We start from the raw sequence: 13,350 nt of genomic DNA on the forward strand, positions 1-13,350 counted from the left end.
AAAAATCTAAAATTCGCCCGGTCAAAAAAAAGAGTTTTCCGGGGGAAGCCTTCCACAATTTTTTTGGGGGCTTGGGAGTCCCTGGCAGCCCCCGTTCTCTCAATCAAATTGAAACAGTTAACGTCATGTCAGAATTTGAAATCGAGCCTGTCCTGACGGCAGTCAGGGCATGACGAAGGCGACCTATGGAGGGATGATTTTAAAACACGCGAGATTCCCCCGAATCCTGATAATTATCGGGATGGGGCAGGCTATATGACCTATAAAAAACAAATATAAACACATGAAATAACCTACATCGGCAAAGGAACAGGTAAAAGACCTGGACATCATCCGGGTATCCATCTCCAAAGAAACACTGGGGGAAATCTTAAAGAACCATCTGGTCGACTACTGTGGCAATGAATAGCTGGTATTTGAGGTCGCCTCGATGAAAGAGCCTGACCAATATGGAAAGACCCATTGGGCCTATATTAGCAAGAAAGTGGTCGCCCCGAAGAACCGGAAGTCCAAATGGGCAAAGCCATAAAAAAAAACCCTCAGGGGCTTTTTTCGGTTTCATATAAAATATTTATTCTCGTCCTATTCCCGGTGCAGCAGCTTTTCCAACCTAGCCATCATCTCATCCTTCTCCTTCAACATACGCTCATAAAGCGCTATCTTTTCTTCATGAAGCTTAATTAATTGATCCAAAGGGTTTATTTGCGAATTGTTAAAAATAGATGCAGGCTGATTACAGTTTTCAAATGTATTAGCAATAATATTCACCGCCTGCTCCTCATCAAAATTCTGAATGGCTTCCACGGGGATGTTGAGGATTTCGGAAACCTGGGCCAGGATGGCCTCTTCCACCGTTTCCTTTTGCTCCAGTAGGGAGATTTTCTTTTGAGACCAATCGGCTCCCAGCTCATGGGCCAAGGCTTCTTGCTTGATTCCCAGCATCTCGCGGAAGCGTTTGATATTCCGGCCTTGGTGGATTTTTCCCGGCATGTTGTTGCTTTCTGTCATTGATCAAAATTAACCATTTCCGCAGATTTGCCTATAAGGTATAAAGGGAATTTTGATTAAAATATCCGTGGGAGGGATAAATTATGCTTGTTCAGAAAATAGAGTATCCCCTATCAGCATAGGATAGTTGCCTGGGATGATTGAATTTTGGAATGCTGCTTGCTGGCGGCAGGATCCTGGGGACAGCCGTCGTGCCACCGAAAAAAATGGATGTTAAGATGAACATGACCTCGGACGAGTTGATAATTGAACTGATCCTTCAGGACCTGAAACACAATCAGTTGATTTTGGGGCTGGACAGGTTGAACCTAGATGCAGGTTTCTGTCATTATTTGGGAATTTTGGATCTGATTCAACGCATAATGGGGGTTTCGGAAGATAAGGTGGACGAGTTTTCGGCCACATATATGGGTGCCATGAATCGGTGCCTGGATTTCCCCATTTCCCGTTCCGGGGAGGAGCTCAGGCCATTGGCGAGGGAATGTTATAGTTTATTAAAGGATAAGAAAGTGAAAAAATGATTGCTGCCACTTACTGAATGTTGGTAGAAAAAGGGGTGAACGGAACTGTGTTGGGAGCGAAAACACAAGTTGATATAATGCTGTAGCCGATAAGGTATTTTTTATTAGGTTTTTAATTTGTTGGGGCTTACCCTACGGGTCGGGCTACCACTTCGTTTCCATTCCAATCTTTTTTCCCCACACCTCCCTCCCAAAAAAAGGATTTCCATTCCTATCCCTAAGCCAAATGGCGGGAGGCAAGGTAATTGTAGGCATTTTATCAGTAAATTCATTGTTTACCATATGAAGGAAACCATGTGCGGCAGATATTCCGAAAAACAAGACCTTAAAAAAGTGGAAGACCAACTGAAGTTGAGGTTGTCCGAAAAGGCCAAAAACTGGAAGCCTTCCTTTAACATTGCTCCTTCACAATTGGCACCGGTGGTCACCTCGGAGGAGCCTGAACAGATCGATGTCTTCCATTTCGGCTTGGTGCCACACTGGGCAAAGGACAAAAAGGTAGGGTACAAAATGATCAATGCCCGCTCGGAGACCCTGCTTGACAAACCATCCTATAAACCCCTTGTGGTAAACAATAAAAGATGCCTCGTCCTCGCTGACAGTTTTTTTGAGTGGAAAAAGGATGGCAAGGAAAAGCAGCCATTCCGGATTTACCTTCCCGATCGGGAGGTCTTTTTTTTCGCCGGACTCTGGTCGAGTTGGAAGGATCATGAGGGGGAAACGTATAATTCATACGCCATTATCACCACCGCTCCGAATGCTCTGATGGAAAAAATCCATGACAGAATGCCTGTGATTTTGACCAGGGAAGAAGAAAAGTTATGGCTAGCTCCTGACCAAAACCCCAAAGATCTGCTAAAACTGCTAAATGCTTACCCTGCCGATTCCATGGAGGCATACGAAATATCAACTGAGGTTAACAAACCCGCAAATAATCACCCTGGTATTCTGGATCCGGTTGCCAAATAAATCCCTTGCCCCTTCGCATATTTCGGAAATCCCATCTGTATAAACCGGATTGGGTGTTCCTATTCTACCTTCACCGTTAACTCCAAATTTCAGGATCCAAAATCGCCGTTCGCCCAGGCCCTTCTGATCCACCAGGTTTATATAGCTGGATAATCTCTTTTTCTGTACAGCACCATACCGTGATTCCTTTTCTATCGCAGCTTTTCCAATGCCATGTACTATCCTGTTCCCGGTTGTGAATTATGATTTATGCAAAGATGGGGGCAGCGGTCCACCCGCCAAGGGTGCGCTTCTCCCGTTCAAAAAAACAGGGTTTTCCAAAGGAAGCCTTCCACTATTTTTATGCCCAGCCCTTGGCTTGGGTGTCCCTGGCAGCCCCCGTTCTCTTGGGCATAATCAAATTTCAACCCTTAAACAGTTAACGTCATGTCACAATTTGAAAAAACCTACATCGGCAAAGGAACCCAGGTAAAGGACCTCAACATCATCCGGGTATCCATCTCCAAAGAAACACTGGAGGACATCCTAAAGACCCACATGGTCGACTACGACGGCAAGGAATACCTGGTATTTGAAGTCGCTGCCCTCAAGGAGCCGGATCAATATGGAAAAACCCATACGGCCTATATCAGCAAAAAGGTGGCCGCTCCGAAAGGTGGGAAGGCTAGAAAGGCCAAAGCCTAGAAAAGAGCCCTGAGGGGCTTTTTTTTGATTCCAGGTGCTGGTATAAATGGGTATGCATATTTCATATATAGGCATATTTGAATTCACAATAAACCATATTTTGTAGCATGGAAAATTAAGAATTACTGCCCAAGATGACGATCACGAAAAGAAGCCTGAACGTAAACCTGCCTGCCCTATATAGGAACTTGAACCGATTAAGAGTACCAAGAGAACGCAAATGCATAGGGCAGAAACAAAAAAGGGGATGATCTTGACCCAGTCAGGGTACATGACCCGTATCCTCAATGACCACCAGGAGTGGTGGGAGCTTGCCTCCCGATAGGTAGGAGGCGCACCGTGAGCTTATGGCTCACGGACGTCTACTCAGTTGTCTATAGTTTTAATTGAGAATTTCTCTTAAAAATAAAGCAGTTTTTCTAAGCATGTATTTCTGTTCATCATCGATATTATCTGTATTAAAATGCATAACATCATTTCTAATAAGTCTAATATTGTCTAACCTTTTGGTCAGTTCATCTTTATCTAACGGTAATTTTAATTTTTGCCAATTTTCATCTTGACGCATTAACTGGATGTATTCGCTAAAAGTTAAATCAGATATTGTTTGAATTTCTCGATTATCCTCACCATACTTCACTTTCTGTAATTCTTCTACAGAAAATTTATCATCCAAAATTTCCCTTATAGCAGCTTCAATTTGACCAATTATAAAAAAAGGTTCGGCTAAGGCATAGAATTTTTCCGCTATATCAGTAATTGTAACTAAACCACAAATACTTTGGGATTTATCTCTTATAAGGACCACTTCATTCTTTTGAACAATTTCTACGGCATCTAAAAGTGGGCAAGTATCATTAATAATAGTACAACCTTTATTCATGAAATCTGAAACTGTTTTTTGATTTTTACCAAGTGCCTTCTTCCAGCCTATAGAATGCCAACTAATCATTCCGTCCACTTGTTTTGCTGATTGTGAATTCATAACAGGTAACTGCGAATAATCATTTTCCATCATGATTGTCATTGCTTTTTCAATTGTATCACTTTTGGTTATATATGTTGGCTTAGTATTCGCTGCCTCAAGAAGTTTAACTCTGGGTATTATTGTATCAATTTCCTTCTCTTGTTTCTTTTTGTTAATAATCTTTTCGGTCGTCAATTCAATTTTAGCATGAATCCATCCTGATTTATAACTTGGAATGGTTTGCAGATCATTCTCTTTTAAGGCTCTATCTACCCACCACATCACATTAGTTCGTCTTGTAGTTACTCCAAAATACGCTAATAACTCCTTTGGTGTTAATTCAACTGAATCTAATGATTTATGAATTTTTTGACTTAATTCTTTGAATTCTTTATTAGGTAAGTATGCCATTTAAAAATATTTTGTTTCTTTATAATTAAAGCCAATCGGTTCAGACGGGGGAATTTCACCCCTACCTTCCCACAGAACTCCCGTAAAACGGGACAGGCTGTGCGTGAGACTCTCACCTCACACGGCTCTTCATACCAACAACCACTTAAAGGTAATGCGCTAATTTGATCAATTAACGGTGGTCCTGCTTCTTTTCCATAAATCCTCCCCTGAATGAACAGGGTTGTAAATGAAGGCGAAACATGGTATGCTCACCCCTTCGCTCCACTCCCATTACAGGAGTTTCATCACTACTATGAATGAGTTTGTCCCCTACATCTCTTCCCCATTCCTTGAAAGTCTACTTTCTCTTTCGATTTTAGAGATCAATTTAGAGTTCACTTGTTCCCCCGCTATACGGACAGGCTTTTAAATGTCCTGTACGGACGGTGGTGTGAGGTGTCCTCCGCAGACTTATAGCCTGCGGCCATCCACGATTAGCGGCTTTCAATTTCTTCCTTGATGGTTAGGAAAGATTCAGATAGCCAGTCCATCATTTTTTTGATGTGCTTTAGATCAGCGTACAGTTCTTCTTTCGGAACAGTTATGCCATATCTAAAAGCAGTACTCTTGGGATCGGTATAGTTAAATACCTCAATGATATTGTTAAACCATTGAGGAATAACAGTATTAAATTTTTCCTTAAGTATTCGATTCAGACTTTTCTTGAGTATGTTCAAATCATGGATTTCTTCGACCCCCGAAACTGCTTTAATGTATAATTCAATAGCATGGCGATAATTGTAAATGGCAGGTTGAAAAAGTTCTCGTTCTTCATAGTTGTGGTGAGCAATATCTACCAGTTTGTCTCCAGCTAATTTGAATGAGTTTGCAGTTTCAAAGATGTTAGAAAGTTTAAATTCTCCTCCAAATACTACTCCACGCCACGATTCACCAATATCCTCGGGCATTTCCCGAAAAATTGGGATTAGACTTAAAATGGTATTGTCGATTGGTTCATTGTCCCAATGATTGTTCAAGTTAAGTCCGTATTTTATATTTTCTAAATCTGGATCATCTTCCCAGTACATATATACATAAGCTAAAACTCGAATATCTTCAATAGTAAAAATCCGACTAGTTCCCTTTTTAGGGTTCGCTCGTGAACTTAAATATTCTGAAAAATGATATGCCCAGGATTTTACAGTATTTCTATCAACTTCAAAAATACCTGCAACTTCAGCAACTCTATATTTTAAAGAATAATTGATCATTTGTCTATTTGCTGTTTACTAATTTCATCCTATGTTGAAATTTTTGAAAATTTACTCCCTTGATCGTGCCAAGAATTTTTAGGACTTCGTTCAGAAAATTAATTTCTTATCATTCCTTACTTTTTGAAATGTTCCACAAAATATCTTCCGTAAGCTGGACTTTTCAAATATCTATAAAAATATCCTTTTGCACCAGCCTTTGCAAATAGCTTAGTAAGCTTATGGATGCTAGTGTAAGTGTGTTCCCAGTATGGGCATCTAGTATCGAAGATACCAAATTATTCCAGAGGGTTTAATGCCTGTGCCAATTTCTCCGCTTTGTTTTTGTGTATGGTCACCAAACCCTTCGAGAAATGAAGCCTGAACGGAAACGTGAAAACCTGATCAAACTGGGGCTAGACCAAGACCATTCATATGCTTAGGACTGAGCGTTAAGAAATTGTCCCTTCGGACATTTTTAGCGAGAGCTTGTTCCGATAGTGTAGCGTATCGGAAGACCAGGCAGAGGGGAGCAACCAGAAAAAGGGGATGGGTAGTAGCTCGATTCTGATCACGACTATCATTTTGTCACGACTGAGAAGAAAGGGATACAAATCCATACTTTCCTATTACCTCAAATCGCAACCTTTAATCCAGTGAACCACCATATACAGTCTGCCCCGAACTTGTTTCGGGGAGATCCGTCCGCTCGGTGTTGTGAATGCCTCAACCTGCGCCAAATGGCTCAGGTCGGGCTATTCAATTAGCCACAGGGTTTTATTCAATTTTTTCAAAAGTTATCATTTCGTCAAATCCACTTCTTAAAGCTAGGTCTTTTAAAGTAACTATGAATCTTTCAAGCTCTCTACTTAAAATTGATTCATAATCTTCACTCATTGCGTTAAAGTCATTAGGTAAGAGATTTTGAATCGCGTAATTGATTCCTGCTAGAATAGTCGGGAAATCAATAAATATTAGTTTGTTGTCTTTAATTTCTGTTTCTAGATTTATAAATCTTGGTCGGCCCGCATAATGGAATGAAACATTTTTAGTTGAAAGACCATTTTTAATTTTTTCAAATTGCAGATTTAAATCTGTATTTAACTTTTTTGGAATTATAATCTTTATAATGCAGGCTTTGTATGTTGTCCCTTCTTCTTCAAATCCACCTTGTTCAATTAGATACCGACAAGTAGGTGAGATAAGGTTTTCAAAGTAGACTGAGGCAAGGGTAGAAGAGGGAAAGAAGTTTACGGACGAATCTTTTTGATTTCTGAAAAGGTCCCCAACTGTTGAAATTGCGTCTACAAAGCTTCCATCTTCTTTTTTAGAAAATCGAGCGAGGGAAATTCCTTTGATATCAGATAATATTTTTAATTCCTTTTCTACAACAAATGCACATTTTGATAATCCTAATCGTCCCATGAATAGACCTAACTCAAAAAGAACATTATCCCGAGATTGTAACATTTCCTGTTCACGTACAATTACATTATCATCAGTTGTTCCCAATAATATTCCAAAATCGAACTGAAGAGTTGCCTTCAATAAATCGTGAAGGAAGTTGTTGTTTATTTTAAATACTGCTGTATCCCAAACCGTATCATTCCAAATCGTAACTTCAAATTCAGGTTCTAGAATTTCCTTAGCAGATTCAGCTAGTTTTAACTCTTCTGAAGACGAACCAATAAATATCCTTTTCTTTCTCATAATGCAACTGCTTTCTTCAAATCAACTAGTATTGAATTAATCTCAGTCATTAAGTTTCTCAGACTGTCAAGTTTAGAGGTATCATTTCTAAATATATATTCGTTGCCGTCAACAGACTTTAAATTATTAGAATGTTCATAGTTGTCGGCTAGACTTTTCAATTGTATGTAAACAATATATACTAATTCATAAAAGTTATTGCTAGAGTACTTGAAAGTCTCAATGTCATAGCAAATTGCATTGAAATCGAAACTTGTTAGTTTTATATCTAGGTCTGAGTCGGCTTTGATATTTTTTAAAAATCGAATCATTTTCTTTAGTCGTCCATTGGTCTCCGAGCTTCTTTCGTTAATTCGTTTTATGCTTAAAAATGGATAATCAGGTTCGCCTTTCGAGTTTGTGTTTTTGTTGTAAACTTGAATGCCACGAAAGTCTGTGTCTTTATCACTTAAAACTGCGGTTACATTGTCATACCAATTCGAAATGACAATATCTACATCCCTGATCAAGCTTTTATTAGTGATTTTTATTGCTTTTGAATGTGATATGTCGCATATATCATAAATAGGAACTAACAAATTTTCGCAATCCAATCGATTCTTTTTTAAATCATTTAACGCACTGCCTGAATAACCTGCATTATCTATTTCTCCTTGAAGTTTTTTGACTTGAGTATAATTTAATTGATTTTTTAAGCTCTCAGTGGTTAATACTGTTGTTATTGATTTGCGGTCAAATGTGTAGAACTTGTCACAAATAACTAGTAAATCAATATCACTAGTCCCTTTAATGTGAGTATTGGTCATTACTGAACCTTGATACTTATAGACGACATCATTTAGGTTGCCTTTCAAATGGTTTTGAACTCTTTCCCCTGCCAATTTACTTTTTTTAGTGTATTCGGGCTCAACACCTTTCATTGCATATCGGACATATTTTAAAATGTCACTATATGAAATAGAAAATAGTTCGTCTCGAAAACCTTTTTCGAGGATGATATTGTCAGGATTGGTTCTAGCCTGAATGTTTTCAATAAGTCTTCTATAATCTTTCATCGATGTTGTTTTTCGGTTTTTCACCTTATGGCTAACGCCTTTATTTCCTTAGTTTTCCGTTCTCTATCACCTTATGTTGCAGACTCGATCCATGTTAAGCTTTTTTACCTTGCCTATTAGGAAAACCCAAAAACTCCTTTACCTCATTTTGATCTTCCAAAGTGGAGAACTGCAAAACCGCCACAGCTCCGCCACCTAAGCCCCATTAAAAGACCCGCCAAATCCTTATTCCGTGACTTAAAAATAGAAGTTAATCCTTTGGCAAAAAATACCGTGATCGGGGTATATTTTGGTTTTTGGTCGGGATATTATATTTTATATGGGTTTATTTTAAAAATTTAAGATATCCCCTTCCTGAGCTCTGTCCATTATCAGAAATAAACTGACAAAAAATGGGTAAAAAACTCTATGGCACTAAAAATATCCCGAAGGATACTAGGGCTTTTACTCCAAGAGTAGACTTTTCTGGCTGGCGAAAAAAGAATTCACTTTAATTTCCTGGATTATTGACTCTCCCCTTCTGATTGTCTATATTATTAACCTAAAAAAGTTAACTAAATTAACAATGAAAGATTTATCCCTGGTTGTGCAGAAGTTGAAGGACAAAGAAATCCAGATTGATCGAAAGATCAATCATATCCTGGAACAAAACCCGGATCCTTTTCCTTTTGTTAGATTGGCAAAGGGCAACAAACTCCTAGAGTTGATTAAAATGACGCTGCAGTCCATAGAGGAGGACAACTTGATTCAGGCAGGCATGCATATCAGGGACTTGGAAACCGAGGGCTTAAAACTAGACCTTTGATAATCTACATTCCATCCCTTATCTTTAACTACACCAAATCAAGCGGGATGGAATTATTGATCGTATTTATCCTTCTCTTCGCCGGATGGCTACTTGCCGAAGTGCAGCATAAGCATTTGACGCGTCCATTTCTGAGCAGAAAGGGTTTTGCTTTGGTTAGTCTGGGCGCATTCGCCTGCTATATGCTGGGGGCTTTCGCTTCGCTCGGATTCCTTTTTGGGGGAATGTAGAGAATTGAAAAAGTTAGTGGGATAAATAATCCCTTGGATCAGTACCCCCTTTGTTCCAGTCTACGGAGAAGTTCCTCAATCCTGCGCTCCCGCTCTCTTATTTCTCTTTCTGAATGAGATACCCTCGGCGTTGAAAGCGAATAGATAAACCAGACCCAAACAACAATGGCCACAATCAGTCCAGGCCATTGGTTGTCGCTTCCCAACGCCCCGAACATGGCAAACGTACAAACAAAGGACACCAGGATTAGTTTGATCAGGAATTTCATGGTAATTAAAGTTAAAATTGATACCTTAAGTTACTCATTTTTGAGGTGGGATAAAAGCATTTTGTCGGAAAAAATATATTTATTTACCTAATAATCAATACGTTAACAACACGACTACCCTACCCTATTCCTGTTTTCTTCGCTGGGACACCCATTTCAATTTTGGTCAGATTAATTGACCAGGTACCTTTTTTCCTCAATGTTCTTGATGGTTTTCCGATGGTTTGATGTGACCCGATTATCTTGATCTTTTAATTGTATATTGGAGAAAAACCATATTCTCACTTTAACTTCCGCCTTGCAGATTTTGGCGTGAAGAAATCCGGGCAGCGCGGTGGTAAAGGCAGAGGCATGTCTGACGAGGTTTTTGGGCTATAAAATATTTTGTAGGACGTGTACTTTCTAAAAACCGAGGAGTTTGCCTATGCGTGGGCTGAGCACGGATTTTAGCCAAAAGATGCACAGCGGCGGGGTTTTTTGGTTACTTTTTTGATCCCGATTTGCTTCGCTTCGGGACAGGCTCTGCAGCAAAAAAGTAACAAGGATTGAATATGCATACAGTTGGCCATGTGAAGGCAAACGGCCACTACACCAGTGCACTGTTATAATACCTGAAAAGTCAACTTTTTATCTTCAGCTTATTGGAGGGGTTTTCATGCCTGGACACGACTCAAAATAGCAAAAATAATGACTGGGACACCCAAATTCATCAAAAATATACCCTGAGAGTGTCTGAACGGACTTCCGGAAATCTACCGAGGAAAACAGGAGTAAAAACTGATAACTTAAGTTACTCATTTTTGAGGTGGGATAAAAGCATTCTGGCGGAAAAAATATATTTATTTACCTAATAATCAATACGTTAACAAAACGACTCCCCTACCCTGTTTTGGTTGATTTACCAAGCAATGCCAACCAGAAAAAACAAAAATAAAAGCGACGCACAGAAGCCAACGCTTAAAAATTGAATGTATAGTAAGAAAGAAGAGAAGCGCTTAATTGAGCTTGTAAATTCAGCAACCGGAGACTATTGGTGATAAAAAACAAAACTTTTTGCCCCACAAGTAGCCCCACTATTAAAACTAAAAACCATAACAAACTCGAAATCAGGTTGTTAGAAATTAGTGTTGAGGAATGGACGCATAAAAGTATATCCAGTTATTGGGTAAAAAGTTGGGATTCAATGATAAATTACTAATTCCTCAGCTACTGGCTGATTTCCCTCAGGGAAAAAAGATTGCTTTTTGTCCGTTTTTAACTGCCAAAATCCAAACACTTTTCCCCTCCCGCTGATATTCTTGCATTCTGTTTTACCGGACAGGACCGGATGTATTCTGTTGTCGACCTGGCCCCTGCCCAGCCACTCCATGTAAGCATATCCAAATCCGGGTATATATATTATAAGTCGAAGGCATTTTAACTAATTGTACCTCATAAATTGCATAATGACTATGATTATGAACCTTGGAAAATAGGATTTAAAGAAAGATTTCAATTCGGTCGATTATGTAGGCAATCATCGTTTTGTTTTCAACATCAAAGGAAATACATACCGTCTGGTAGCCATCATTTCATTCAATGCTAAGAAAGTGTACATACGATTTATTGGCACCCATGCGGAATACGACAAAATAAAGGACATTAAAAATATCTGAAAATGATCAAGTCTGAAAAAGAATATAGTGCCATAATAGCAAGAATCGAGGAACTACTTTCTGTTTCCGAAAACATAGAAAATCCAGAAGCCAAGGGATATGTGGAGCTAAATCTGCTTTCCGATTTGGTTGCAGATTTTGAAGAAAAGCATCACCCTATCCAGCCTCCTACCCTCTCCGAAGCCATAAAACTTCGAATGCATGAACGAGGCTTAAATCAAAAAGCACTTTCTAAATATTTGGGAGTAAGCAGTTCGAGAATCAGCGAATACCTTAACGGCAAAAGCGAACCTACACTAAAGGTTGCCCGCGAGATAAGCCGTAAACTTGACATTGAAGCATCTATTGTATTGGGCGTTTGAAATCTTAAGCACCTATGCATTCATTTAGTAAAATCGCCAAGAAAAGACCTGGTTGGGAAAGGTGATAATTTGGAGAAATTAAGGGGGAGATTAGAGAAATTAAAAAAAAATACGCCCCAAAATAGTTGGAATTATTTCAACCGTGCAAGTACAACCATTGTACAACTATCCTCTATTAATTTATTGATAATTAGATGATTAACACTTCCTGCATCGGGAAATGATGAAGAGGACTTCTACCCCTGGAAGACAAGGCCGGTACCCTACTCTACCAGATTGTCAAAAACCAAGGCTTTGTAAATGGCAATTCAAAAAGCTGTATCTGGGTTGGTCACGAGAAACAGGAACTGTTAAGCTTGCTTTTATGGTTTTTCCGGTGTATTATTACACCATAACTACACAAGAATGGCTAGACAAACAATAACAGTAAACGAGCCGAACGACCGATGGATGAGGGAAAAGATCCAGGAAAACGAATATGCAAGTAAAAGTGAGTTGATCAATGACTTGATCCGTAGGCAAAGAGAACTGGAAGAAGAACGAATTTGGCAACGAAATGAGCTAATCAAAGGCGAGGAAAGCGGGATTTCTACAAAGACTATGGCGGAAATACTCGAAGAAGCTAAGAACCGTGGTAAACAAAAATTTCCTTAAACCATGATCAAGTCAGAAAAAGAATATACTGCCATAATATACAGAATTGAGGAATTACTTTCTGTTCCTGAAAATATAGAAAATCCAGAAGCCAAGGGGTACGTGGAGCTGAATTTGCTTTCCGATTTGGTGGCGGATTACGAGGAATTGCATCACCCTATCCAGCCTCCTACCCTCTCCTAAGCCATAAAACTTAGAATGCATGAACGTGGCTTAAGTCAAAAAGAACTTTCTCAATATTTGGGAGTGAGTAGTTCCAGAATTAGCGAATATCTTAATGGGAAAAGTGAACCTACACTAAAGGTTGCCCGCGAGATAAGCCGTAAACTTGACATTGAAGCATCTATTGTATTGGGGGTTTAAATCTACAGGCTCTTGGATTTATGTTGCTTGATAAATATTATAAAAATGGCTAAAAAATGGTAGTTGATAATTGTTTAGTAATCCTTCCCGAACCGTTGGAATGGTACTAAAGTAGCAGCACATCATTCCCTATTTGGGCTTATCTTAGATTTTTTTATTTTAACGAGAAAAATACAAACACAATGGTGAATAACAGACAACTACACCTTTCCAAAGACCCCGCAACTGGAGAGGGGACACAGTTTCCCGGAAAATTTATCGGACATGCTTTCCAAAATTTAATATGAAGTATACCAAGCTTACTTCGCTTGTTTTTCCTGTTGCTAAATTGTGGAGATTATGACAACTCGGATGCCCTAGTGTCTACCAATACAATAGAGATCCAGAAGGATTTTTTGTTTGGCGATTCGCCGGAATTACAGGTTGAAATTCTAGATACTATAAACCTTGAGGCT

At 39.2% G+C, this 13,350-nt stretch carries 15 protein-coding genes and 1 pseudogene; 10 read left to right on the forward strand and 6 right to left on the reverse strand.

Going from position 1 to position 13,350, the window contains the following annotated elements; genetic code table 11:
• Window positions 1-582 precede the first annotated feature (582 nt).
• Complete coding sequence (locus tag DB520_RS22425) at window positions 583-1,008, reverse strand: helix-turn-helix transcriptional regulator (RefSeq protein WP_198675421.1); 426 nt, start codon at window positions 1,006-1,008, stop codon at window positions 583-585.
• Window positions 1,009-1,214: 206 nt separating this feature from the next.
• Between DB520_RS22425 and DB520_RS22430 the strand changes: the two genes are divergently transcribed.
• The 3 genes from DB520_RS22430 (at window position 1,215) to DB520_RS22445 (ending at window position 3,182) form a co-directional block, all read left to right on the forward strand.
• The gene (locus tag DB520_RS22430; protein ID WP_232835103.1) at window positions 1,215-1,529 is read left to right on the forward strand and encodes a hypothetical protein; all 315 of its coding nucleotides are present in this window, start codon (window positions 1,215-1,217) and stop codon (window positions 1,527-1,529) included.
• 282 nt (window positions 1,530-1,811) lie between these two features.
• On the forward strand, window positions 1,812-2,498 hold the full coding sequence (locus tag DB520_RS22435) for an SOS response-associated peptidase (RefSeq protein ID WP_232835104.1): 687 nt from the start codon (window positions 1,812-1,814) through the stop codon (window positions 2,496-2,498).
• A 426-nt stretch (window positions 2,499-2,924) separates the two neighbouring features.
• Window positions 2,925-3,182: a hypothetical protein gene (locus tag DB520_RS22445; protein ID WP_114752020.1), complete on the forward strand. Its 258-nt coding sequence runs from the start codon at window positions 2,925-2,927 to the stop codon at window positions 3,180-3,182.
• Window positions 3,183-3,564: 382 nt separating this feature from the next.
• On the opposite strand, the gene DB520_RS22450 is transcribed toward DB520_RS22445, so the two are convergent.
• The 4 genes from DB520_RS22450 to DB520_RS22465 form a co-directional block, all read right to left on the reverse strand.
• Window positions 3,565-4,560, reverse strand: a complete 996-nt coding sequence (locus DB520_RS22450) for a CBS domain-containing protein (RefSeq protein ID WP_114752021.1) — start codon at window positions 4,558-4,560, stop codon at window positions 3,565-3,567.
• Window positions 4,561-5,036: 476 nt separating this feature from the next.
• A complete protein-coding gene (locus DB520_RS22455) occupies window positions 5,037-5,813 on the reverse strand; it encodes a hypothetical protein (protein ID WP_114752022.1) in 777 nt (258 codons plus the stop codon).
• A 756-nt stretch (window positions 5,814-6,569) separates the two neighbouring features.
• Window positions 6,570-7,502, reverse strand: coding sequence for a CBASS system CD-NTase-associated NAD(+) hydrolase Cap12 (gene cap12 / locus DB520_RS22460; protein WP_114752023.1), 933 nt, complete (start codon window positions 7,500-7,502; stop codon window positions 6,570-6,572).
• Window positions 7,499-8,557 carry a nucleotidyltransferase family protein gene (locus DB520_RS22465; protein WP_198675422.1) on the reverse strand — a complete coding sequence of 353 codons (1,059 nt, stop codon included), beginning with the start codon at window positions 8,555-8,557 and terminating at the stop codon, window positions 7,499-7,501. The genes cap12 and DB520_RS22465 overlap by 4 nt, the downstream gene beginning before the upstream one ends.
• 565 nt (window positions 8,558-9,122) lie before the next feature.
• Here DB520_RS22465 and DB520_RS22470 point away from each other — a divergent pair.
• Together DB520_RS22470 and DB520_RS22475 are read left to right on the forward strand one after the other, a co-directional pair.
• A complete protein-coding gene (locus DB520_RS22470; RefSeq protein ID WP_114752024.1) occupies window positions 9,123-9,362 on the forward strand; it encodes a hypothetical protein in 240 nt (79 codons plus the stop codon).
• Entirely contained in the window at window positions 9,359-9,592 is a 234-nt protein-coding gene (locus DB520_RS22475) for a hypothetical protein (protein WP_157972205.1), read from the forward strand. Before DB520_RS22470 ends, DB520_RS22475 begins: the two co-directional genes overlap by 4 nt.
• Window positions 9,593-9,630: 38 nt before the next feature.
• Here DB520_RS22475 and DB520_RS22480 read toward each other — a convergent pair whose 3' ends face one another.
• Window positions 9,631-9,861 (reverse strand): hypothetical protein, encoded by a 231-nt coding sequence (locus DB520_RS22480; protein WP_114752026.1) that lies wholly within the window; start codon window positions 9,859-9,861, stop codon window positions 9,631-9,633.
• Between the two features lie 1,487 nt (window positions 9,862-11,348).
• Between DB520_RS22480 and DB520_RS22495 the strand changes: the two are divergent.
• The 5 genes and pseudogenes from DB520_RS22495 to DB520_RS27720 all read left to right on the forward strand — a co-directional run.
• Window positions 11,349-11,516: pseudogene (locus tag DB520_RS22495) on the forward strand (type II toxin-antitoxin system HigB family toxin); the annotation flags it as partial.
• Window positions 11,517-11,518: 2 nt separating this feature from the next.
• A complete protein-coding gene (locus DB520_RS22500) occupies window positions 11,519-11,878 on the forward strand; it encodes a helix-turn-helix domain-containing protein (protein ID WP_114752029.1) in 360 nt (119 codons plus the stop codon).
• Window positions 11,879-12,283: 405 nt separating this feature from the next.
• Window positions 12,284-12,532, forward strand: coding sequence for a ribbon-helix-helix domain-containing protein (locus tag DB520_RS22505; RefSeq protein WP_114752030.1), 249 nt, complete (start codon window positions 12,284-12,286; stop codon window positions 12,530-12,532).
• 3 nt (window positions 12,533-12,535) lie between these two features.
• Window positions 12,536-12,715, forward strand: a complete 180-nt coding sequence (locus tag DB520_RS27090; protein ID WP_198675423.1) for a hypothetical protein — start codon at window positions 12,536-12,538, stop codon at window positions 12,713-12,715.
• 15 nt (window positions 12,716-12,730) lie between these two features.
• Window positions 12,731-12,895, forward strand: coding sequence for a helix-turn-helix domain-containing protein (locus tag DB520_RS27720; RefSeq protein WP_198675424.1), 165 nt, complete (start codon window positions 12,731-12,733; stop codon window positions 12,893-12,895).
• Window positions 12,896-13,350: the final 455 nt, after the last annotated feature.

Source organism: Pleomorphovibrio marinus (genome assembly GCF_003347495.1).
Taxonomy (GTDB): domain Bacteria; phylum Bacteroidota; class Bacteroidia; order Cytophagales; family Cyclobacteriaceae; genus Pleomorphovibrio; species Pleomorphovibrio marinus.